The sequence below is a fragment of the Orenia metallireducens genome (genome assembly GCF_001693735.1).
Lineage (GTDB): Bacteria > Bacillota > Halanaerobiia > Halobacteroidales > Halobacteroidaceae > Orenia > Orenia metallireducens.
Window position 1 is genome coordinate 115,584 of the sequence record NZ_LWDV01000005.1, and the last position, 23,916, is coordinate 139,499.

Genomic DNA, 23,916 nt, shown 5'->3' on the forward strand with positions numbered 1-23,916 from the left:
ATGAGTTTAGGACAAGAACAACGAAGTAGGCTTGGTTTAATTTTTTGTTACACGATAATTATTATTGCGATTATAGCGGCACTATATCCAGCTATTTGGATTATAGGTTCTGCTTTAAACCCTGGAAATAGTTTGTATAGTTCAAGCTTAATTCCTGAAAATGCAAGTCTTAAGAACTTTAAAGACTTATTGACTAGTGAAGAGTATAATTATGTCAAATGGTATATAAATAGTATCAAAATTGGTGCATTGAATTCTTTCTTTGCGGTATTATTAACATCACTTACTGCATACGTTTTCTCTAAGACCAGATTCTGGGGAAGAAAATATGGATTAATGACATTCTTGGTTATTCAAATGTTCCCTGGGATTATGTCTATGGTAGCTATCTATGTATTATTAAATATGTTTGGATTATTAGATACTCATTTTGGATTACTATTGGTTTATTTGGGTGCGGCAGTTCCATTCTCTACTTGGATGATTAAAGGTTATTTTGATACTATTCCATCTAGTTTAGTAGAAGCTGCTAAAATTGATGGGGCTAGTCGTTTTAGAATCTTCTGGCAGATTATGCTACCATTAGCTAAGCCGATGTTAGCAGTTGTAGCTATGATGAACTTTATTAACCCATTTAATGACTTTGTTATGGCTGCACTTGTTTTAAGAAGCCCAGAGAAGCAGACTTTAGCAGTGGGGCTATATAATATGATTAATAGCCAGTTTAATAATGATTGGACATTATTCTCTGCAGGGGCTGTATTAGCAGCTGTTCCAATCATGATTGTATTCTTATCTATGCAAAGATATTATGTACATGGACTTTCTGCTGGTGCTACTAAAGGTTAAGATTATAATTTGCTAATAAAAGCCTCTGTATAATGCAGAGGTTTTTTTATTCTCTTAATCATAAAATTAGCCCATTATGCTAATTAAATTTCAATATAAATAGTATCTCTTTATGGATATATTCAGACAGTAACGAGTGACGAGTAACAGGTGACAAGTTAAGTTCTTTACTGGTTACTCGTCACTTGTCACTAGTTAATAAAGTGTCGTAATATCATTTTAGTGTATGCTTCTTCCACTAGTATTGAGATGTGAAAGTAAGTTAAAATTATGTATAAATGTATCGATTAAAGTATAAAATAAATATTTTATAAAAAAGTGTTGACAAGCTATTGGATTTGATATATTATTTATAAATGTGAGTGAGGGCCATTAGCTCAGTCGGTAGAGCACCTGACTTTTAATCAGGGTGTCGGAGGTTCAAATCCTCCATGGCTCACCAAAATTTTTTATTAAAGAAGGCAATGAAAATTTTGGTATTAGGGCATCGAGCCCGTCACACCAAAAACTTCTGATTTTAAAGCGAAATGAAGTTTTCGGTACTTGTCCATCTAGGGCGGTGCACCATTTAAAAAAATTATCCTATGCCCCCATCGTCTAGTGGCCTAGGATACTGGGTTTTCATCCCAGCGACAGGGGTTCGAATCCCCTTGGGGGTACCACTAAAATTAAGATTACCACGAAAGGTTTTATATAAAACCTGAAGGGATACCATTAAAAATAGTTAATAGTTTACAATTAACAGTGAACAGTTAAGTTCAAAAGATTTAAGATTTTGACTTTTAACTGCAAACTTGTATACTGTAGATTATCAACTATAACTTTGGGCGAATAGCTCAGTTGGGAGAGCACCTGCCTTACAAGCAGGGGGTCACAGGTTCAAGTCCTGTTTCGCCCACCAAAATCTGGGGATGTGGTGGAGTTGGTTACCACGCCGGCCTGTCACGCCGGAGGTCGCGAGTTCGAGTCTCGTCATCCTCGCCATTTTATTTTTTGATAAATTAATTTATAATTTTGGCGAAATAGCTCAGTTGGTAGAGCAGAGGATTGAAAATCCTCGTGTCCCCGGTTCAAGTCCGGGTTTTGCCACCATTTTAGATTATTTAAATTAAAATTACATATAATTATAACAGAGATAAATTCGATATTTAAGTTGCTCGGTAAAAGAGTAACTTTTTTTAATTTTAATATATAATTTTTAGTAGTTTTTAGTTTTTTCAAGAATTATTTTCTTAATAGATTAAGGATAAGAATGTTTTAATAACTCTAATTATCAAGGGGAGGATATTCAGATGCATGGGTACTATGGATGTGTCAATACTGGATGGGTAGAAGTAGTGACAGGAGTTATGTTTTCAGGTAAGAGCAGTGAATTGATCAGAAGAATAGAGAGGGCTGTGATTGCTAAACAGGAAGTACTGGTATTTAAGCCCAGTATAGATAATAGATATAGTGATACGGCAGTAGCAACACATAATGGTATTACAATCAAGGCTCAGATTGTTGATAATGTTAAACAGATTAGAAGAATAATCAAAGAAGAGAGTCAGCAAAAAGAGATAGATGTGGTAGCTATTGATGAAGGGCAGTTTTTCTCTGATGAGATCATACTATTAGCCGATGAATTAGCAGAAGAAGGCTATCGGGTAATCATAGCTGGATTAGACACTGATTTTGCTGGGAGGGGTTTTGGACCTATACCAGAATTGATGGCTAGGGCAGAGTATGTTAGTAAATTACATGCTGTATGTGTTAAATGCTCTAATCCAGCTACTAGAAACCAGAGATTGATTGATGGCAAGCCAGCAAGTATTGATGACCCAATAGTGGTAGTAGGTGCTGATGAGAAGTATGAGCCCCGTTGTCGTGCTTGCCATGAATTAAAGAAGGATTAATCCAGGTTGACAGCTTGAACTGCCTTTACAATTGCTCTTCCCATTACTTCACTAGCAGCAGTAGCCAATAAATTAATCTCGATACTTTTATGCCCAGTGCTCATAGCAAAGATAGTATCTCCATCCAACATAGTATGGACGGGATTAATATGCTTTGCATAACCATTATGAGCTACTTGGGCTATTTTTGTAGCCTCTGTCTTACTTAGCTTAGCATTGGTTGCAATAACTCCAATGGTAGTATTTTGACCAAGTCCTCTTACTTTATGTCCTTTCATGGCTTCATATGTATTTACAAACCTGCCACCTTTACCTTTACATCCTGCTATAATTCTTCCTTCATGATCAAATATATCTCCAAAGGCATTTACAGCTACAAGGGCACCTATGTATATATCATCTTTAAGTTTGATACTAGCACTTCCTAGTCCGCTTGGTGTAGCATGTTTAGGACCTAGTAATTTGCCCACAGTACAACCCATCCCTACCCCAACCTTACCTAAACGATTCTCTTCAGTAGAAGCGGCTTTAACAGCCCTATAGCCCATCTTATAATCAGGGCGAATTTTATGATTACCTACAGTTAAATCAAAAAGGACAGCAGCAGGGACTATAGGTACTTTGGTAACTCCTACATCAAAACCTATATTATTCTCTTCTAAAGCTGCCATAACCCCATCAGCAGCAGCTAAACCAAAGGCACTGCCTCCTGAAAGTAAAACAGCATTTACCTTCTCTATCATATTGATAGGTGATAATAAATCGGTCTCACGGGTTCCTGGGGCTGAACCACGGACATCTACTCCAGCTACAGCACCTTCAGCAGCTAGGATAACTGTACATCCTGTCATTCCTTCCTTATCATCTTGATGCCCGACCTTAATTTCAGGGACATCGGTAATATAATCTTTCATGATAACCTCCTTTGTAATTTTTATTATTTTATAATACAATATAACGATATTGCGAGACTTTTTCAGTTAATAATTGAAGTGATTAAAAGCCAAAAGAATTATTGTTTGAGCGAGGTAAGTATTATCAAAGAATCTAATAATACTATAATCCTTGAATTAGAATTCTAAGTTTTATTAACTTAAATAAATATGATTGCATAGTAAGTGGGCTCTACCACGAAGAGTTTTGCTCTATAGACTCGTAGGTTTGGTTACTTTTGCGGCAATGGGCTTTGAAGGAAGAGTTATTTCTTCCTAAATGATGCCTTTGGGTACAAAAGTAACACGAAAAAGCTTATCAGCTTTTTGATTAAATTGATTAAAGGTTTGTTTAATTTTTAAAATAATAAATGTGTCGCAGTATATACCTAAAATGATATTATATAAAAAAGAATTTAGGGTGTCACCCTAAATTCAAAACAGCAAAAATCTAACTTTTCTTTAAAACCCGTCTATAATAACTAATAGCAACAGAACCTAAAATAATTAAAATGCTAATAAATTGTGCCATCCTTAAAGAACCAAACATTAAGCTATCAGTTCTCATTCCTTCAATAAAGAATCTTCCAATTGAATATAGACTAATATAAGTTAAGAAGACTTCGCCATCCTTTAAGAAGTCTTGTCTCTTCCAAAAGAAGAATAAGAATGAGAAGATAATTAAATTCCAGATGGACTCATATAAGAAAGTAGGGTGATAATAAGTACCATTAATATTCATCTGCTCTATGATCCATTTTGGTAGATGTAATGACTCTAGAAATGATCTACTCACAGAACCTCCATGAGCTTCTTGATTCATAAAATTGCCCCATCTTCCAATTGCTTGTCCTAAGATTAAACTAGAAGCAGTGATATCTGCTACTTTCCAAAAAGTTATTTTATGTTTTTTAGTAAATATTATTGCAGCAATAACAGATCCAATTAAAGCACCATGTATAGCTATACCACCTTGCCAGATTTTAATTATTTGAGAAGGATGATATCTATAATAATCCCATTCAAAGATAACATAATAAAGACGAGCTCCGATAATTGCAAAGGGAATAGCCCAAATTACCAAATCTAAAATCAAATCAGGATTTATATTTTTTCTTTTAGCTTCATTGCTAGCTATAATCAAACCTATCAATACGGCAGATGCCATAATGATTCCATACCAATGAACTTCTAAAGGACCTAGTCTAAAAGCGACTGGATTAAGATAGCTAGAATTCATTATTATTTCCCCCTTTAATTTGACCATACTTAACTTTAAGATTATAATAAAATTAAAGCTTAGTCAAGTTATTAGATATACTAATTTGTAACTAGACTATTAGTATACAATTAAAATTTGAATTGTACTATTTAACATTTGAAAAAGGAGAGTGGATTATAAAATGAAGAATATAACGACACCTACTACAACTGTTGAGAGGTTACCGCTTTATTATCGTTATTTACAGAAGATGGACAGCCAAGGGGTAGAGGTTATCTCCTCTAAAGAATTAGGTGATGGATTGGGCATTCCTTCAACTCAAGTTAGAAAGGATTTATCTTATTATGGTGAATTTGGGCGAAGGGGTGTTGGCTATGAAGTAATGGATTTAATGAAAAATTTAGAAAAAATATTGGGGTTAGATAATGACTGGAGAATTGTTCTTGTTGGAGCAGGTAATTTAGGTCAAGCGCTAGTAAACTATGGTGGATTTAAGAAATTGGGACTAGATATAAGTTATGTTTTGGATATTGATCCTGAAAAAGTAAAGAATAACTTAGGTAGTGCACAAGTTTATTCTATGAGGCAATTAAGTACAGTAATAACAGATAATGATATTAAAATAGGTATTATTGCTGTTCCATCAGAAGTGGCTCAACAGGTGGCAGATGAATTGATAGATGCTGGAGTAAAAGCAATTTGGAATTTTGCACCTATACATTTAAGAGTAGCAGAGGATATAAAAGTACGTGATGAGGATTTATCTATAGGCTTAATTAGCTTATCTTATTATCTATCAAATTAATAAACTTATTAATTTGATAGGCTGAAAAATAACTATGTAGGAAGAAGGATTATAAAGAGAAATGTGGAATTATTTAATAAAAGAAGAAAAGAATTTGTATAACTACTATAAGTTTATAATAACAGTATAATACTTTAACATAAAGGGGTTGGTTTAATGCCGGACAAAGAGGTAGGCGCTGGTAATAAAGGGGAATTTAAGAAGGTTAAAGTAGTTAATAAACTTAGATTTGGTAGTATTTTTAATAGAATTTTAGGAATCTTATTGGCTATTACTCTTGGGGTTACTTTGGCTGTAGGTAGTTTTTCTTATTTTTATTTTAGAGATTCATTGTTAGAAACTTCTAAGAAGCAATTGATGATGATTTCTCGTTCTGTGGCTTCAAGGGTGCATAAGACAATAGAAGATAAGCTTACTACTAGTAATATAAGGGTAGATAGCTTGACACCAGATATGGTCTTCTTTATGACCATGACTGATATTCAAACCGAAATTCAGAATAGTTATTTAGAGGTCTTCCAATCTTTAAATTTAACGGGTAATATATATCTTATCGATACAGAAGGAAGAGTTTTATATCATAGTAACGGCGAAAATAAAATAAATAATTATGGAGAAGCTGATTTTTTTAAGAATAATATTGCTACAGCTAAAGAAAATAATAGTATTCATAATGAGGATAGTAATCGACCTATTATGGCTAGGATTTCTGCTGATGGCTATTTCAATAGAGAAGAGGAAGATATTAAGTACATGGGTGCTTATGCTAAAATAGGTTCTTATAATTGGACACTGGTTGTAGAGGCTAAAGAGGATGCTATTATTGCTACTGCACGTAAAGTTAGAAATATGATTATTCTCTTTGGAATCGTTTTCACAATATTGGTTACTTTAATTGCTATTAAAATTTCTAAAAATATATCTAATCCAATTAAGAGTGCTACTGCGGGTATGAAGAGAATGGCTGAAGGTGACTTTACTACCTCTCTTGATATTAAAAGAAAAGATGAATTAGGTGAGTTAGCTACTAGTTTTAACCTGATGGCGAAAAAGCAGGCTACAATGATTAATGAGGTTAAGAGTGTTATTAATAGTCTTAACTCATCTAGTAGAGATTTATCTGTTAATTTGGAAAACTTTACTCATGATGTTGATTCTACCTTGGATCAAGTAAATAGAATTTCTGCATCTACTGAAGAGGTATCTACTAATAGTGAAGAGGTAGCATCTATGGCTGAAGAGACCAAAAATATCGTTGTTGAAGGTAATAAAGCGATTAAATTGGTTATAGAACAGATGATAAATATTAAGAAGACTGTTCAAGAGTCAGTTGAGGTAATCAGTAACTTGGATAAGAAATCTCTACAGATTGGAGAGATTGTTCAATTAATCACTGTAATCTCTGAACAGACCAATTTATTAGCTTTAAATGCAGCTATTGAAGCTGCTAGAGCAGGAGAAGCAGGTAGAGGTTTTGCAGTAGTTGCAGATGAGATAAGAGATTTAGCAAGCCAGTCTTCTAAGGCTGCTGATAAGATATACGGTCTGATTAAAGAAACTCAGGATGAATCAGACAAAGCTGTGGAAGTGATTCAAAAGGGTACTAAAGAAGTAGAAAGTGGAGAAGTAGTCATTAATAGAGCTGGTAAAGCCTTTGAAGGAATTAAAGAGGCTACTAATGAGACAGCATTACAAATGGAACAAAGTAATGCTGCAACTCAAGATTTAGCAGCTACTGCTGGAGAGGTAGTAAAGGTAGTTTATGATTTAGAAGATATTTCTCGTTCAATATCTAATATATCTATGGAGTTAGATAGTAAGTCAGAAAAGTTAGAGGAGTTGATTTCTCAATTTAAGGTTTGATAGATAAATAAAAGATGGCGAGTTAACTCGCCATCTTTTATTTTCTTCTGTAAAAAGAGTTGTATATTTTGTTTAAGTTAAATTCTTCAGGTTTAAGTAGGTACTCTGTATTACCTAAGAATAAAATACCACCATTAACTAAAGAATTGCTTAACTTAATAGTTAATTGGTCTTTTACTTCTTTTGTAAAGTAAATAAAGACATTTCTACATAGAATAAGATCTAAATTATTATCATATTTATCCTTTAATAAATCTAATCTGCCAAATTGTACCCTACTCATAATCTTACGATCTAGTTGATAATAGTCATCTTTTTTAGTAAAATATTTGTTAAGGACTTTATCTGGTACTTTTTTAAGTGAGTTTTCTTTATACTTTCCTGCTCGAGCTTCTTGTAATATAGTAGGATCAATATCTGTAGCCTTGATTTGATATTTGTTAGGATCAATCCCCAATTCATTAAGAATGATAGCTAAGGTATAAGCCTCGCATCCATTAGAAGAAGCAGCACTCCAAATTTTAACTTTATTCTTATTAGCAAATAATTCTGGGAAGATCTTGTTTTGTAGATATTCGTAATTCTTTGGATTGCGATAGAATTCTGAGGTATTGATTGTCATATGCTCTAGAAATTCTTCCTGAAAATTACGGCTGTTATTTAATTTATCTAAACAGCTTCTATAATCACTAAGATTATGTTTTTTCATTAGATTATTAATTCTACGCTCGACTCTATTTCTTTTATAACTGCTAAGATCAACATTTATTTTATTGGATACTTTACTTTGAAATTCGAGAAAATCCATTACTAACCTCCTTGTATTTACTTATATAATAGTATTAAAGCAAATATATGATATTATTAGATTAATTCATTTTTAATGGAGTAAATCCTTTTTTTATAAAGAAATAATTGAATTTATTTTAATTTTAAGGAGATGATTTAAATCAGTTTAGAAGTATGTACCTTAGCCAGTGGAAGTTCAGGAAATTCTATTTATGTTGGAACTAAGGATAAGAAGATACTAGTAGATGCTGGATTGAGTGGAAAACAGATTAATAATAAATTAAAAGAGGTAAATTTGAGGGTTGATGATTTAGATGCTATTTTATTAACCCATGAACACAGTGATCATATTCAAGGGGCTGGAGTATTATCTAGAAGGTGTAATCTTCCTATTTATGCTACTAAAGGTACTTGGGAGGCAGCTGCTTCTAAACTTGGAAATATAGATGATAAGAATATGATTGTTATTGAAACTGATGCTTTTAGTATTGGTGATTGTTTGGTTAAGCCTTTTAGTATCTCCCATGATGCTAGGGAACCTGTGGGTTATACAATCAGTTTTAAGCAGACTAAAGTAGCAATTGCCACTGATATGGGAGAGGTTACTGATGAGGTAAGATCAGAGATTAATGATTCTGACCTAGTAATATTAGAATCAAATCATGATTTAGAAATGTTAAAAATAGGACCCTATCCCTGGGCACTAAAGAAACGAATCATGGGAACACAAGGTCACTTATCAAATGATGATGCTGGAGCTGCTGTAGTAGAGCTAGCTAAAAATTCTGTCTCCCGTATATTATTAGCTCATCTTAGCAAAGATAATAATGTACCGGAATTGGCTTTTTTGACTATCAAGAATATGCTTGTTGATGCAGGAATTAGTTTAGATAAGGATATAAAATTAGAGTTTGCTTTACAAGATAAAGTTAGTCCTCTGTATCAGATTGGTTAAAAATAATAAAGGTGAGGTGGACAAGATGGATCTTTTTTCTAAGGGGGATCATTATGAATTTAAGTCAACATTTAAATCTTATTTTATTATAGCAGTAATCTCTTTTTTATTAGGTGCAGGGTTATTGTATTTTTTCTCACAACAGATAGCTCTTAATTCTCAACCTGAGAAGGTTAACGAGAATTTATTAGAGGGGACAAGCTCTAATGCAGAAGATAATTTGGAGCAGGAAGTTGCTAGTCAACAGGTTACTAAAGTAGATGATAAGAAGTTAAGTGTTGTAGATGTAGTAAAGGAAGTAGGTCCTGGTATTGTTAAGATTAAGACTGTTAGAGAAAGAGTAGTCTATGATTTTTTTGCTCGCAGAACTGAGCAAGAGGTAGAAGGAGAAGGCTCTGGAGTTATTTTAAATAAGGAAGGTTATATTATTACAAATAACCATGTAGTTGAGGGGGCTAATCAGATTAGGGTAATTTTTCCTAAAGATGATATAGACTACTTAGGAAAGGTAGTTGGACGTGATCCAATTACAGATTTAGCAGTGGTAAAGATTGATGTAGAAGATTATGATTTACCAATTTTAGAGTTTGGTGATTCAGCGAAATTAGAGGTAGGACAATTGGCTATTGCAATTGGTAACCCTTATGGATTCTCTAATACCGTTACTACTGGTGTAATCAGTGCTTTAAATAGAGATTTGCCTATTCAAGAAGGGGTAGAATTGACCAATATGATTCAAACCGATGCTGCAATTAATCCAGGTAATAGTGGTGGAGCTTTGCTAGATGGAGTAGGAAGAGTAATTGGTATTAATACTGCTATTATCCAACAAGCCCAAGGTTTAGGATTTGCTATTCCAATTAATATAGCCAAGGAGATAGCCAAGCAGTTAATTAAAGATGGTAGAATTATCAGACCTTGGATTGGAATTTATGGGATGGACATCAGCCCTGAGAGTGCTAAAGAATATGGTTTTGCCAAAGATTCTGGAATTTATGTGGTTAAAGTTATAGAAGGTAGCCCTGCAGAAGATAGTGGATTAGAGCAGGGGGATATAATTACTGAGGTAGCAGGTCAAGAGGTTGATAGTATGGATAGCTTGAAAGATATTTTGAAAAATTACCAGATTAATGATAAAATTAAATTATTAGTTCACAGAGGAAATAAGTCTCTTACTCTTGAATTAAAGCTTAAGGAGAGACCAATAGAATAGAGTTTTAAAGGGCTAGCTTATAGCTAGTCTTTTAATTTGAAAGGATGATTAAGATGAAAGTTAGAGTGATTGCTGTTGGAAAGATTAAAGAGAGTTACATTAATCAGGGGATTGATGAATTTGTTAAAAGGCTACAGAGGCATACCTCTTTAGAGGTAATTGAGATCAAGGATGAGAAGATATCTGGAAATTTAAGCTCTTCTGAAATGAATCAGATTAAGGAAGCAGAAGGTGATAAAATTATAGAGAAGATAGATAATCGATCTTATACAATTGCCTTAGACCCTCAAGGTAAACCTATGAGTTCTGAAGGACTTGCTAAGTCTATTAATAATTTACAGGTACAAGGCTATAGCAGTATTGAATTTATTATCGGTGGGGCATTGGGGTTACATGAAAATGTGAGAAAGAGTGCAGACTATATCTTAAGCTTCTCCCATATGACCTTTACCCATCAGATGGCTAGATTGATTCTTTTAGAGCAGGTCTATCGTGCTTTTAAGATTATGAAGAATGAGCCTTATCATTTATAATGATTTAATAAAGATACCTTAAAGGATAATTGACCTTTATAGAGAATAATTACTAGTAAGTAACTACATATAATTTTAGGAGGTTAGATCAATGTTAGCAGAGAAATTATTAGAAGAATTGAATGAACAGGTAAGATATGAGTATGAATCAGCTCATTATTATTTAGCTATAGCAGCTTATTTTAAGTCAGAGGATTTAGAAGGATTTGCCCATTTCTTTGAAATTCAAGCAGAAGAAGAGCGTTTTCATGCCCAGAAGTTCTCAAACTTTATTGATGAGATGGGTGAAAGGTTAATTATGAAAGCATTAGGAGAGCCTAGAAATGAATTTGACTCTATTGCTGATGCAATTAAGTATGCTTTACACCATGAACAAGGTGTTACTAAGCGAATCTATAAATTGATGGATATTGCCCAAGAAGAGAGTTGTTATCCAGCAATTAGTATGTTACAATGGTTTGTTGATGAGCAGGTTGAAGAGGAAGCAATGATGGATGGATTATTGAAGAAGGTAGAGCGAATTGGTGAGAATGGAAATGGAATCTATATGTTAGATAGCGAGTTAGCCCAAAGAACCTTTACTCCACCTGCTGGAGAGTAATAGCTAGTACATATATAGGAGCTCCCTTAGTTGGGAGTTTTTTTTATTTTTTAAGTTTAAGTTGATAATAAGATTACTTAAACTTAATCTAATAATTCTCTTGACACTTTCTATACTGAACGGTATAATAAACTCAATAGTAAATAATACTATAGGAGATGATAGCTTAGATGAATAATCGTGCTAAGATTATGGAGGTTGCAGTAAACCTCTTTGCTTCTCGGGGTTATGACGGAGTAGGTGTAAAAGAGTTAGCTGAAGAAGCAGGTGTTACTAAACCAACTCTTTATCACTATTTTGGAAATAAGAAGGGATTACTAGAAGAGTTATTAGTAGAAAATTTTTCTAAAATGAATAACTTGGTTAAAGAAGCAACGATATACAATCATGATTTACCTTTTACATTGAATAAATTAGTATCTACTTATTTTAATTTTGCCAAAAATAATAAAACTTTTTATAGGATGCAATTAGCAATGGCACTTGCACCAATAGATAGTGAATCTAATAAGGCTGTCTCAAAATTTATCAAAGAGCAACATAATATGGTGGAAGAACTTTTTATTCAAGCTGCAGAGGATCATGGTAATATGAAAGGCAGGCATAAAGCCTATGCAGCTACATTATTAGGAATGATTAATACATACATAACTTTATCCTTGCGAGGCGATAGAGAGTTAAATGATGAATTATTATATCAAGCAGTTCACCAATTTATGCATGGAATCTATTCTTAATGGTTATTTTTTACCTCGAATATACCGATCGGTATAGCAGCGGATTTTAAATAAATTAAAAATTTATAAGGGGGAATTAGTTATGAAAAGTTGGGCTTGTCAATCTGTTTTTTATCATATATATCCATTAGGTCTTTGTGGTGCTCCTTTGGAGAATGATTTTTCAGCACCTATTAATTATAGATTGGATAGAATATATGATTGGGTAGAACATCTTAAAGATATGGGTGTAAATGCAATGTATTTAGGTCCTGTATTTGAATCGACTAGCCATGGTTATGATACGAAGGACTATTATCAGGTTGATCGCAGATTAGGAGATAATCAGAGCTTGGCTAGGTTAGTATCACATTTGAAAGGTAATGGAATTAGAGTAATTTTAGATGGTGTATTTAATCATGTGGGTAGAGATTTTTGGGCATTTCAAGATCTATTAGAGCAGGGGCAGAATTCAAAGTATTGTGACTGGTTTTCTGGTTTGAACTTTGAATACCAAAGCCCTTATGGTGACCCATTTACCTATGAAGCCTGGGAAGGTCATTATAACCTAGTTAAATTAAACCTTAAGAATCCTGAAGTAAAAGATTATCTCTTTAATGCAGTTAAAGAATGGATTGAGCAATTTGATATTGCTGGGTTAAGATTGGATGCTGCTGACTGTTTGGAGGTTGAATTTATCGTTGAATTGGGGGAATTTTGTAGAGGTTTAAGACCTGATTTTTGGATGTTAGGTGAGGTAATACATGGTGATTATAGGAAATGGGCTGGGGCTGCTATGATGGATTCTGTAACTAACTATGAGTGTTATAAAGGATTATATTCAAGCCATAATGATAAGAATTATTTTGAGATTGCCTATTCTTTAAATCGTCAATTTGGAGAAGGGGGAATATATAAGCACCTACCATTATATAGCTTTGCAGATAATCATGATGTCAAGAGAATAGCAAGTACCCTTGATAATCCTGCCCATTTGTACCCATTACATATTCTCTTATTTACTATGCCTGGTGTACCATCTATTTATTATGGTAGTGAATGGGGAATAGAGGGGAAGAAGGTTAATGGAGATGATGGACCACTTCGACCTGAGTTAGATATTAATGAAGTAGCTAAGAAGAGCCCAAATAGAGATTTACTAAGACTAATTGCTTCTTTAGCAGAGTTAAGAAAAAGTTCTAAAGCATTATGCTATGGAAGTTATCAACAAATCTTTGTTGATCATCAGCAATTTGCTTTCTTAAGAGAGTATCAGGGAGAGAAGGTGTTAACAGTAGTAAATTCTTCGGATAAGCCTATTGATATTGAGTTAGAGTTTGATATAGAAGAGGGATATCAGTTAAGAGATTTATTAGAAGCTAAAACTTTTAGAATTAATAATGGGGTAATTAAGATTAAAGAAGTTCCAGCATCTTGGGGTTTAATTATGAAAGTAGAGAAGATTCAATAGTAATTACAAGAGTACTCATCTATCTAGAAGAGTACTCTTATTTAAGAAGTGTGTTTTTAATTATTTATACTTTAAATTTATCTATTAAATTACTNCTTGGGGTTTAATTATGAAAGTAGAGAAGATTCAATAGTAATTACAAGAGTACTCATCTATCTAGAAGAGTACTCTTATTTAAGAAGTGTGTTTTTAATTATTTATACTTTAAATTTATCTATTAAATTACTTAACTCTATAGACATATTAGATAATTCTTGAGCTGAATAGGCTATTTCATCTGACATATTTTTAATCTCATTGGTAGATTCAGTGATTTGACTACTATTTTGAGCCAATTCATGGGTAGCTTTAGCTGTTTCTTCAATTTGAATAGATGTCTCTTCACTAGCAGAGCTAATCTCTGCAAAGACCTCTCCAGTTTTTGATACCACATCTTCACCATGCTTGGTTATATTCGCTACCTCATTAATTACCTCTATCCCTAAAGTAGTCTTATCTTTGGTTTCAGAGATTAATTTTTTAATCTCTTCTGTAGCTTTATTTGTCTCCTCGGCCAAGTCTCTTATCTCATCTGCAACTACTGCAAAACCTTTACCAGCTTCTCCAGCTCTAGCAGCTTCAATGGCAGCATTGAGAGCTAGTAAGTTAGTTTGATCTGCAATATTAGTAATCATTTCTATAATTTGCTCAATCTTTTGAGAGGTATTATTCAAAGTATTAACAACAGTTACTGCTCTTGCAACAGTTTTACTAATATCAGTCATAGTTGCTAAGGTATCCTGAATGTTAATAGTACCTATTTCTGTCTTTAAATTTGATTCTTGAGCAAAGTTAGCTACTCGTTCTGCACTTGCAGATATTTGTTCTATGGTAGCAGTAATATTTTCTATTAATTCATTAGTACCTTCAATAGATGTAGTTCCTTCTTCAGCAGAAGCTGATAATTCTTGACTTGAACTAGCCATCTGTTCAGAGATATTCATCAGTTTTCTTATCATATCTCTTAAATTATTGGACATTGTATCAAAGCTAATTGCTAATTTACCTATTTCATCAGCTCTTTTGGTATATTTACTAGGAATATCTTTAGTAAAATCCCCTTGGGAAACAAATTGACTGAACTGACTGGTAATAGTTATTGGGTTTATAACAAGATATTTTAACAAATAATATAGGATTATCATAAATAGGATTAAACTAAAAATTGAAGTTATTAATGAAAAGATAACTTTCTCCTTAATGCCTAAATCCTTTAAAGGAAAGGTTAATATAAGTTTTAAACCTGTATTACCAATAGATGAATAAGCAATAAAGTAATCTTCACCAGCTAGTTGTTTATTGATTATTTGGGTATTCTCTTTGGATAAAATTTCAGAAGCAAAGCCACTAAATTTACTTTTAGCTTTATCTTTAATATTAATACTGTGCTCACTATGGTCAGGGCTAACGATAAAGTTACCAATATCATTTATTAAATAGACTTGTCCATTTTCACTGACTTTAATATTTTTAATATAATTAATCATATCTTTTAAACTTATATCTAGAGTTGTTACCCCTATAACCTCATTATTGGAATAAATAGGGGTAGTATATGTCATCATGGTTATTTCTGAAACTTCATCATAGTAAGGCTCAGTCCAAGTTGAGTCTTTGCTCTTAAATCCATTTTTATACCAGTCATAATTAAAGTAATCATAATCACTATTACTATAATCCCAAGTTAGTATGATGTCATCATTATCCTTATAGAGATAGGGACCAAAATATTTTTGATTCTTACTATATTTATAAGGTTCCATCCAAAAGCCAGAGCCAATAACTAAATCTATATCCTTAATTAAACTTCTTATATATTCTAGATTTAAATCAGTATTATTCTCTTTATTTGCAGCTATAAGAGAGGCTAATCCTTTTGCTCCTTGATCTATTCTTAAGAAATCACTATTAATCTTTTCAACCTCTTGATTGGTTTTGGCTATTAAGTACTCTTTAGCATTATTTGTCAGTCTAGTCAATTCTGAATTTGTAGTTAAATAAATTTGAATTGAGAATATTAGAGTTGCAGATATCAACATAGCGGTAATGATTTTTGCTGCCAGCGAATTTAATCTCATAAATTACCCTCTTTCTTTTTATATTTTTAATTTATTAAATAAGGTTATTTTTGAATATTAAATCTTTGATTAACTATATATTTGTGTTTTTACAAAGAAAACTAACAAAGACTATAATTATTAATCTAATAGTTATAAAATTAGATGAAATTAGACAAATTCCTTTTACCATTTTTTTATTTAATATAAATTTAACATTATATCCTTAAAGAGATAAAAATAATTAATTATTTCAATCCTTATTTTTGGGTTTAAAGAATATTTTACAAAACATATCACTACAAACCTTTTTATAGAATATTATAGATAGAGATAGATTAAGTATCTTTAATAATTAGAAAGGAGGGGAGAATTATGCGTTATAGAGTTAAACCAGGAGATACTCTTTATGAGATTGCCCAACGTTTTGGAACTACTGTCCAGACTTTGATAGATTTAAATGATATTGAAAATCCTGACATGATAGAGGTAGGTCAAATAATAATAGTACCTGATAGAGGCGTCGATAGGGATTTTGACAGGGATATCGATAGAGATGTAGGGAGAAGGGTAGAAGTAAGAACTAAGAATTTTGACTATACTGTCGTTAATGGTTTATTAATTGTAATGTTCACTAATAAGGATATATATAATCCAGGTGAAAATATTAGAGTTACTTTAGTAAAGACTAATATTACTAATTCACCTATTAAATTAAGCTATAGCTCAGGGCAAAGGATTGAGCTAGTGGCTTATGATAGTGGAAGGAGAATTTGGACTTGGTCAGCTAATAGAAGCTTCGTTCAGGCTACAAAGGTAATAACCTTAGAACCTGGACAGTCTTTAGTCTATAAGGAGATATGGAATCAAGATAATAACGACAATGTAGGGCTTGATGAAGGAGTATATCGTATCCAAGGCTGGAATGTAGCTAAAGAACTTAGTGATGATAGATTAGATGTTTTTATTAGAATTGAAGAGTAAGAGTAGTGGGGCAGAAATCAATTCTGCCCTTATTTCAACTTAACAGCAGTCCCATAAGCTAAGATCTCCGATGCCCCTGCCATAACTTGAGAAGTAGTAAACCTGGCATTTAGGATAGCATCAGCTCCTAAATTTTCAGCTTCTCTTCTCATTCTTTCAAGGGCTTCATCCCTTGCTTCATCAATCATCTTGGTATACCCTTTGACTTCTCCTCCTACCAAGTTTCTTAGCCCTGCTCCAATGTCACTTCCAATATGCCTAGCTTTAATGGTACTTCCTTTGACTAATCCTATAGTGTTCTCTACCTCTTTTCCAGCAACATAATCAGTACTGACAATAATAATTTTAATCATCTCCCCTGTATAGAAATTGTTAAGTTATCTGTATATACTCCGTATTTAGTATAACTCTAAATAGAGCTATTAATCCAAGCTACTATTATCTAGATAATCTAAAATCTAAAGATTTGGATGGGTGATCAGTCTGCCGGATATAGCAGACTAAATTATTGTTTTAACAGTTATTCTGGATTAATATAATTTTTATTAAATTTTTGTTCAACTTTTTGTGTCCAAGATATTGACATAGGTCCAATAGTTAAAAGACTAAAAGCTTTATATCTTAAGGTTTTGAACTTAAACTATCGATTATACACTGATGTAAAAGTGTTACAATATCTCTCTACTTTATCATTGTTTAATAGCAGAGATTATAACTATAATTTTTAATAAAGGTATTAGGCTAGTTTTATCGTATTCTATTAATAGTAATTATTATTGATTGATATCGATTAAAATATAAGATGATATTCAAGTATTATTTTAAGTAAGTTGGGAGGGAGCTAAGGTGATTCAGCAGAGTAGAATTAAAGCTTTGAATAATAATCCTATCAAAAATGGAGAATATATTCTTTATTGGATGCAAGCATCACAACGGACTGAATATAATCATGCTTTAGAGTTTGCCATAGATAAAGCTAATGAACTTCAACAGCCATTGGTAGTTTTGTTTGGTTTGACTGATGATTTTCCTGAGGCCAATCTCCGCCATTATTATTTTATGTTAGAAGGATTAGAGGAGGTAGCAGAGAGTTTGGCTCAACGGGGGATTAAGTTCATTATTAGAAAGGAGAGCCCAGAGCTAGGAGTACAGAAGCTAGCTAAAAATTCATCGATGGTAATTGTTGATAAAGGATATCTGAGAATAGAGAGAAGATGGCGACAGATAGTAGCAGAGAGTATTAGTGTACCTTTAATAGAAGTAGAGAGTAATGTAGTTGTACCTATAGAAGAGGTCTCTGATAAAGAAGAGTATGCTGCTTATACTATCAGAAAGAAGATACATCGTCAGTTAGATAAGTACTTAGTTCCTTTAGAAGCAAGAAGTATAGATATCTCTTCTTTAGATTTTGACTTAGAGACTTTGGATATCAGTCAGATAGATAGGATTATTGAAAGTTTAGATATTGATGATAGTATTAGCAGGGTAGAGAAGTTCAAGGGAGGTACCTCTCAAGCAATCAAGTATTTTGAAGATTTTATGGAGAATAAGTTGGACAAGTATGGGAAACTACGAAATGACCCTACTTTAGATTATACCTCTAACTTGAGCCCTTATCTCCATTTTGGACAGATTTCTCCACTCTATATAGCCCTTGAAGTAGATAATGTTTGTAGCAAAGGAAAAGAGGACTTCTTAGAGGAATTGATAGTGAGAAGAGAGTTGAGTATCAACTTTGTCTATTATAATCAAGCTTATGATGCTTCCTTGAAGGATATCTTAGCTGATTGGGCTTATCAGACTTTAGCAGAGCATAAGAATGATTTGCGAGAAGATGTTTATACTAGAGAAGAGTTTGAACAAGGATTGACCCATGATATCTATTGGAATGCAGCTCAGATGGAGATGGTCTTGACAGGTAAGATGCAAGGGTATATGAGGATGTATTGGGGTAAGAAAATCTTAGAATGGACTGAAAGTCCAGAAGAAGCCTTTCAGATAGCCCTTAATCTTAATAATAAGTATAGTCTTGATGGTAGAGACCCCAATGCTTTTGCAGGGATAGCTTGGTGCTTTGGAAAGCATGATAGGGCTTGGACTGAGCGGGAGATATTTGGTAAGGTCAGATATATGAATGCTAATGGCTTAAAGCGGAAGTTTAAAATTGATAAATATGTAGATAAAATCGCTAAATTGTGCCAAGCTAAAGGTGTAGATGTAAAATTAGCATAATTAATTGTACTGACTGAATTTAATTGTATAAAGTGATGGTTAATGGGTATATTGAAATACTTTTACTTTTTAAAAAGTAGAGAAAATATTAGGTTTCACCCCAGAGTACTTCTTCAGGCGTAGTGCCTTCAGGGCGAAAAAGTAACCAAACCTACAGGTTCATAAATTTATTACGGAAGGTTTTTAGTAAAAACCTGTAGGGAAACTTCCGTGGCAAGACCAGCCCAATCAAGAAGAAATATACCTACGAGTCTAACCTACGGGTTTAAAAAGCGAACCCTTCGTGGTAAACCCGATCAAGACTCTTCGTGGCAGAGCCCACTCACTACGCAATCAATATTCATTGAAATTAAGAAAACTAAGAGTCTTAATTCAAAGATTATCTTAAACCTGTTGTTTTTTTAGAGTATTTGCTTCGTTCAAAGACTAATTTCCTTCGGTTTAAAAACCTTTAAAATCTTTTAATTTTCAATTTTGCATTTTCCATTCTCCATTTCAAGAAAAGTTAACAATATCCATTCTATTGTATTAATGTTTTTATTAGCACAACAGGTTATAATAACTGTATTTTAGGGAGGTATAAATAATGCAATTTGTGAAACCAATTGTAGTCGTTAGTAAATGTCTAGAGTTTGATAAATGCCGCTATAATGGTGTGATGATAAGTGATGAGTTTGTCAAGAAGCTCAAGGATTATGTAGAGTTTATTCCAGTCTGCCCTGAAGTAGAGGTAGGATTAGGTGTTCCCAGAGAGACGATTAGGCTTGTAAAAGAGGATGATGAGATTAGATTAGTCCAACCAGCTACTAAAAGGGATATAACCGATAAGATGAAGCAATTTAGTGCAGAGTTTTTGGATTCATTAGAGCAGGTAGATGGATTTATCTTAAAAGACCGTTCTCCCTCCTGTGGGACTAAGGATTCCAAGGTCTATTCTAGTATCGATAAAAGCTCGATGGTAATAGAGAAGTCTAATGGGTTATTTGCTCAAAAAGTTGAAGAAATATTTCCATATGCAGTTGTGGAGAATGAGGGTAGGTTGAAGAACTTTAGAATTAGAGAGGATTTTCTTACCAAGTTATTCTTATTGGCACGCTTTCGTAAGGTTAAAGAGTCTAAGTCTATGAGTAATTTGGTTCAGTTTCAGGCAGAGAACAAGTTATTATTCTTTGCTTATAAGGAAGTGGAAATGAGAGAGATAGGGAAGATTGTGGCTAACCATCAAAATTCTCCTTGGGATGAAGTGATTAAGGAATATGAAGAACATTTACATAAACTATTAAAAGGCATGACTACCTATAAAGCCAATATTAATGCTTTAATGCATGCCTTTGGTTATTTTTCTAAAGAATTGTCTAGTGAAGAGAAGAGGTTCTTTCTAGATACCTTGGATAAATACCGTGATAATAAAGTTCCTTTGAGTGTACCTAATAATATTCTAGAAGCCTGGATTATTAAGTATGATAAGAAATATTTAAAGGAGCAGAGTTTCTTCCATCCTTATCCTGAAGAGTTGATAGAGATTAAAGACTCAGGGAAGGGAAGAGACTATTAATGAATAATTATTCATCTTTATCACAGATTAAATAATAATAATATTTAAAGATTTTTAAGGAGCGGTGTTAGAGTATGGTAAAGAAGTTAATTTTTCTACTTGTTATTGTATTAAGTGTGGTCTTTGTGATTTACCACAATAATAATTCGACTCAAGATTTAGCCAATAAGCAAGAGGATAATATCTTTAATCCCCAAGAGGTTAAACTAGGTGACAAGATTGTTGGTATGACGATAGATTCATTATCTCTACATCAGATTCAAAATAGTGATAGATACTCAGCAACGGTTCAATTTTTAGGAGAAGTAATAGTTGATGGAAGATATATAAATTATGAAGATGATGAATTTCTAGGAGATTCAGTTGCCTTTGAGGTAAGTAGTGAAACAGAACATAGACTTCCTAAATTAAATTTTGATGAACGAAGAACATGGTTTGTTTTTAATAATCAAGATATGGCTAAAGATATCTTTGGGAAAAGAGCCCCTGATGGCTATGCCAAAGTAGCTATAAAAGACTATCTAATCTGCTATGCACCAACGGAGGTCTTTAACGAAGCCCGATTAGTTGAAGTAATAGATGTAGCAGATTAATTAAGTATAGAAACTCTGATAATGATAATCATTCATAAATTCATCCAATTCTTGACATAAGTATACCTAAGTGGTATAATTTAATCGTTAGTAAGTTGCTCTATGATTAAGAAATGAGGTAATTAGATGAGATTAAGTCAGGCAGCAGATTATGCTTTACGTGCTGTATTATATTTGGCAAGGCAAGGAGAAGGAACTATAGTAGATGCACAGACTATCTGTGAAGAGGAGAGTGTTCCCAAGAGATTTCTCTTAAAAATCTTTAGGGAGTTGGCTCAAACTAAGATTATTGAATCTTATCGAGGTAAGAATGGTGGCTATGCTTTAGGAATAGACCCAGCAAAGATAACCTTAAGGGATGTAATAGAAGCAGTAGATGGACCAATTGTGGTAAATCGTTGTTTAATTGATCCTGCTGAGTGTAATAAGATAAATGGTAATTCATGTAGAACATGTACAATTCATGAAGCTTTATTTGATGTACAGCAGACAATTGTTAATAAGTTAGAAGAATATACCTTTGCAGACTTATTAAATAGCTAATAGTTATAACTATTGGCTAAATATTTTAATTAAAAGTATACCAAAAAGGTATATTTACAATTTAGATTTATTTTTTAACTAAAAGTATACAAGAATAGTGTAGTTATAAGGGGGATTTATAATGGTTAAAGAAAGATGTACTTCTGCTGATTGTAGGTTATGTGAGTTTTTAGATAGTAAGCCAGAATTGGAGACTTCATTTAATCGTGAACCTAAGCAGTCTGTGAAATGTGGTTTTGGAAAGAAGGGGGTCTGCTGTCGTCTCTGTTCAAATGGACCCTGCCGAATTACTCCTAAATCACCAAGAGGAGTTTGTGGTGCCGATGCTGATACGATTGTAGCCCGTAATTTCTTAAGAAATGTAGCTGCAGGAGCAGCTTGTTATCTCCATGTAGTTGAGAATACAGCTAATAATTTAAGAGAAGCTGGTCTAGGTAATTATGCTACAGAGTTAAAAGGGTTAGAAATGTTAGATGAATTGGCTGAACTCTTTGATGTTGAGGCTGAAGATGTAAATGAGAAAGCAGTTCAAGTAGCTGAGAAGGTATTGGCTGATTTATATAAGCCACGTTATAAAAAGATGGAATTAGTAGAGAAGCTAGCTTATTCTCCAAGGCTTAAGAAATGGAAGGAGCTAGACATCATACCAGGGGGAGCTAAATCAGAAGTTTTTGATGCCCTTGTGAAGACAAGTACTAACTTATCAAGTGATCCAGTTGATATGTTAATGCATGTACTTAACTTAGGAATCTCTACAGGATTATATGGATTACATATGACTAATTTGCTCAATGATGTGATGTTAGGAGAGCCAGAAATCACCCAAGATAAGGTTGGCTTTAAGGTTGTAGATGAAGATTATATCAATATCGTTGTAACAGGGCATCAGCATACAATGATTGCTCATTTGCAGGATGCTTTAATTACAGAAGAAGCTACTAAGATGGCTCAAGATGTTGGGGCAAAAGGATTTAAAATAGTCGGTTCAACCTGTGTAGGTCAAGACTTACAGTTGCGTGGAGCCCATTATAAGGATGTCTTTGCTGGTCATGCTGGTAATAACTATACAAGTGAAGCTTTATTGGCTACTGGTGGAATTGATTTGGTAATATCTGAGTTCAATTGTACAATTCCAGGCTTAGAGCTGGTAGCAGAAAAGTATCAAGTTAAGATGATTGCTATTGATGATGTAGCTAAGAAGACAACTGCTGAGATGCTTAAATTTGATCCAGCTAAAGCACCAGAGATTACTGATAAGCTGATTAAAGCAGCAGTGGAGAGTTATCAGAATCGCCGTAGTAAAATTGAGATTGATATTCCAAAGGACCATGGCTATGATGATGTAGTAACAGGGGTAAGTGAAAAATCCTTACGTAAGTTCTTAGGAGGTAATTATAAAGCATTAATTGATTTGATTGCTAGTGGTAAGATCAAAGGGGTAGCTGCTGTAGTAGGATGCTCTAACTTAACAGCCAAAGGGCATGATGTCTTCTCTGTAGGATTGACTAAGGAGCTAATCAAACGTGATATCTTAGTCTTATCGGCTGGTTGTACTACAGGGGGATTAGAGAACTGTGGATTGGTATCACCAAGTGCAGCTAAGTTAGCAGGAGATAATCTAAGAGAGGTCTGTGAAGAGTTAGGAATCCCTCCTGTACTTAACTTTGGACCTTGTTTATCGATTGGTCGTGTAGAAGAAGTAGCTGTTGAATTGGCTAAGGCTTTAGATGTTGACTTACCACAACTTCCAGCAGTATTGTCAGCGCCCCAATGGTTAGAAGAGCAAGCATTAGCTGATGGTGCCTTTGGATTGGCTTTAGGTTTGCCATTACATTTAGCTTTACCTCCCTTTGTCACAGGAAGTGAGATTATAGTTGATACTCTAACTAAGAATCTACCTGAAATTACTGGAGGTCAACTAATTATCGATACTGAGATTGAGAGTGCAGCTGATAAGTTAGAAGAGATTATTCTTGATCGTAGAAGTGGGCTGGGATTGTAAGATTGAGATAATAGAAGGATAATGCGACACTTTTTACCTAAGTATACAGTTGACAGTGTACAATGTA

The 23,916-nt window shown here is 33.4% G+C and carries 21 protein-coding genes and 5 tRNA genes; 21 read left to right on the forward strand and 5 right to left on the reverse strand.

Going from position 1 to position 23,916, the window contains the following annotated elements; genetic code table 11:
- The 7 genes from U472_RS01115 to U472_RS01145 all read left to right on the forward strand — a co-directional run bounded on the left by U472_RS01115 (position 1) and on the right by U472_RS01145 (position 2,744).
- The gene (locus U472_RS01115) at positions 1-849 is read left to right on the forward strand and encodes a sugar ABC transporter permease (RefSeq protein ID WP_068714664.1); all 849 of its coding nucleotides are present in this window, start codon (positions 1-3) and stop codon (positions 847-849) included.
- Positions 850-1,215: 366 nt separating this feature from the next.
- A tRNA-Lys gene (locus U472_RS01120) sits at positions 1,216-1,291 on the forward strand.
- Positions 1,292-1,435: 144 nt separating this feature from the next.
- Positions 1,436-1,511 (forward strand) — tRNA-Glu (locus U472_RS01125).
- A 163-nt stretch (positions 1,512-1,674) separates the two neighbouring features.
- Positions 1,675-1,750 (forward strand) — tRNA-Val (locus U472_RS01130).
- Positions 1,751-1,756: 6 nt separating this feature from the next.
- Positions 1,757-1,833 (forward strand) — tRNA-Asp (locus U472_RS01135).
- A gap of 32 nt (positions 1,834-1,865) precedes the next feature.
- A tRNA-Phe gene (locus U472_RS01140) sits at positions 1,866-1,941 on the forward strand.
- A 200-nt stretch (positions 1,942-2,141) separates the two neighbouring features.
- Positions 2,142-2,744, forward strand: coding sequence for a thymidine kinase (locus tag U472_RS01145; RefSeq protein WP_068714666.1), 603 nt, complete (start codon positions 2,142-2,144; stop codon positions 2,742-2,744).
- Here the strand turns inward: U472_RS01145 and U472_RS01150 are convergent.
- Both U472_RS01150 and lgt read right to left on the reverse strand, forming a co-directional pair.
- A complete protein-coding gene (locus U472_RS01150) occupies positions 2,741-3,658 on the reverse strand; it encodes a P1 family peptidase (protein ID WP_068714668.1) in 918 nt (305 codons plus the stop codon). The genes U472_RS01145 and U472_RS01150 overlap by 4 nt on opposite strands.
- 469 nt (positions 3,659-4,127) lie before the next feature.
- Positions 4,128-4,916 (reverse strand): prolipoprotein diacylglyceryl transferase, encoded by a 789-nt coding sequence (gene lgt / locus U472_RS01155; RefSeq protein WP_068714670.1) that lies wholly within the window; start codon positions 4,914-4,916, stop codon positions 4,128-4,130.
- A 163-nt stretch (positions 4,917-5,079) separates the two neighbouring features.
- Here lgt and U472_RS01160 point away from each other — a divergent pair, with 163 nt between their 5' ends.
- Together U472_RS01160 and U472_RS01165 are read left to right on the forward strand one after the other, a co-directional pair.
- Positions 5,080-5,703 (forward strand): redox-sensing transcriptional repressor Rex, encoded by a 624-nt coding sequence (locus U472_RS01160; RefSeq protein WP_068714672.1) that lies wholly within the window; start codon positions 5,080-5,082, stop codon positions 5,701-5,703.
- A gap of 156 nt (positions 5,704-5,859) precedes the next feature.
- Positions 5,860-7,566: a methyl-accepting chemotaxis protein gene (locus tag U472_RS01165; RefSeq protein ID WP_068714674.1), complete on the forward strand. Its 1,707-nt coding sequence runs from the start codon at positions 5,860-5,862 to the stop codon at positions 7,564-7,566.
- Between the two features lie 37 nt (positions 7,567-7,603).
- Here U472_RS01165 and U472_RS01170 read toward each other — a convergent pair whose 3' ends face one another.
- A complete protein-coding gene (locus U472_RS01170; RefSeq protein WP_068714676.1) occupies positions 7,604-8,374 on the reverse strand; it encodes a CheR family methyltransferase in 771 nt (256 codons plus the stop codon).
- Positions 8,375-8,515: 141 nt separating this feature from the next.
- Here U472_RS01170 and U472_RS01175 point away from each other — a divergent pair, with 141 nt between their 5' ends.
- The 6 genes from U472_RS01175 to U472_RS01200 all read left to right on the forward strand — a co-directional run bounded on the left by U472_RS01175 (position 8,516) and on the right by U472_RS01200 (position 13,844).
- On the forward strand, positions 8,516-9,310 hold the full coding sequence (locus tag U472_RS01175) for an MBL fold metallo-hydrolase (protein WP_068714678.1): 795 nt from the start codon (positions 8,516-8,518) through the stop codon (positions 9,308-9,310).
- A gap of 25 nt (positions 9,311-9,335) precedes the next feature.
- Entirely contained in the window at positions 9,336-10,523 is a 1,188-nt protein-coding gene (locus tag U472_RS01180; RefSeq protein WP_068714680.1) for a S1C family serine protease, read from the forward strand.
- A gap of 53 nt (positions 10,524-10,576) precedes the next feature.
- Positions 10,577-11,056 (forward strand): 23S rRNA (pseudouridine(1915)-N(3))-methyltransferase RlmH, encoded by a 480-nt coding sequence (gene rlmH, locus U472_RS01185; protein WP_068714682.1) that lies wholly within the window; start codon positions 10,577-10,579, stop codon positions 11,054-11,056.
- Between the two features lie 91 nt (positions 11,057-11,147).
- Positions 11,148-11,657, forward strand: coding sequence for a ferritin (locus U472_RS01190; RefSeq protein WP_068714684.1), 510 nt, complete (start codon positions 11,148-11,150; stop codon positions 11,655-11,657).
- Positions 11,658-11,827: 170 nt separating this feature from the next.
- Positions 11,828-12,394, forward strand: coding sequence for a TetR/AcrR family transcriptional regulator (locus U472_RS01195; protein WP_068714686.1), 567 nt, complete (start codon positions 11,828-11,830; stop codon positions 12,392-12,394).
- An 82-nt stretch (positions 12,395-12,476) separates the two neighbouring features.
- Positions 12,477-13,844: an alpha-amylase family glycosyl hydrolase gene (locus U472_RS01200; protein WP_068714688.1), complete on the forward strand. Its 1,368-nt coding sequence runs from the start codon at positions 12,477-12,479 to the stop codon at positions 13,842-13,844.
- A 197-nt stretch (positions 13,845-14,041) separates the two neighbouring features.
- Here the strand turns inward: U472_RS01200 and U472_RS01205 are convergent, their stop codons facing one another.
- Positions 14,042-15,961: a methyl-accepting chemotaxis protein gene (locus U472_RS01205; RefSeq protein WP_068714690.1), complete on the reverse strand. Its 1,920-nt coding sequence runs from the start codon at positions 15,959-15,961 to the stop codon at positions 14,042-14,044.
- Positions 15,962-16,315: 354 nt separating this feature from the next.
- On the opposite strand from U472_RS01205, the gene U472_RS16660 reads away from it, so the two are divergent.
- On the forward strand, positions 16,316-16,924 hold the full coding sequence (locus tag U472_RS16660) for a BsuPI-related putative proteinase inhibitor (RefSeq protein ID WP_068714692.1): 609 nt from the start codon (positions 16,316-16,318) through the stop codon (positions 16,922-16,924).
- 29 nt (positions 16,925-16,953) lie between these two features.
- Here U472_RS16660 and U472_RS01215 read toward each other — a convergent pair whose 3' ends face one another.
- On the reverse strand, positions 16,954-17,277 hold the full coding sequence (locus U472_RS01215) for a YbjQ family protein (RefSeq protein ID WP_068714694.1): 324 nt from the start codon (positions 17,275-17,277) through the stop codon (positions 16,954-16,956).
- 493 nt (positions 17,278-17,770) lie between these two features.
- Here U472_RS01215 and U472_RS01220 point away from each other — a divergent pair, with 493 nt between their 5' ends.
- The 5 genes from U472_RS01220 (at position 17,771) to cooS (ending at position 23,849) form a co-directional block, all read left to right on the forward strand.
- A complete protein-coding gene (locus U472_RS01220) occupies positions 17,771-19,156 on the forward strand; it encodes a deoxyribodipyrimidine photo-lyase (RefSeq protein WP_068714696.1) in 1,386 nt (461 codons plus the stop codon).
- A gap of 583 nt (positions 19,157-19,739) precedes the next feature.
- Positions 19,740-20,711 (forward strand): YbgA family protein, encoded by a 972-nt coding sequence (locus U472_RS01225; RefSeq protein WP_068714698.1) that lies wholly within the window; start codon positions 19,740-19,742, stop codon positions 20,709-20,711.
- A gap of 74 nt (positions 20,712-20,785) precedes the next feature.
- Complete coding sequence (locus U472_RS01230) at positions 20,786-21,304, forward strand: hypothetical protein (RefSeq protein WP_068714700.1); 519 nt, start codon at positions 20,786-20,788, stop codon at positions 21,302-21,304.
- A 126-nt stretch (positions 21,305-21,430) separates the two neighbouring features.
- Positions 21,431-21,847, forward strand: coding sequence for an RrF2 family transcriptional regulator (locus U472_RS01235; RefSeq protein ID WP_068714702.1), 417 nt, complete (start codon positions 21,431-21,433; stop codon positions 21,845-21,847).
- Between the two features lie 121 nt (positions 21,848-21,968).
- Entirely contained in the window at positions 21,969-23,849 is a 1,881-nt protein-coding gene (gene cooS, locus U472_RS01240) for an anaerobic carbon-monoxide dehydrogenase catalytic subunit (RefSeq protein WP_068714704.1), read from the forward strand.
- Positions 23,850-23,916 lie beyond the last annotated feature (67 nt).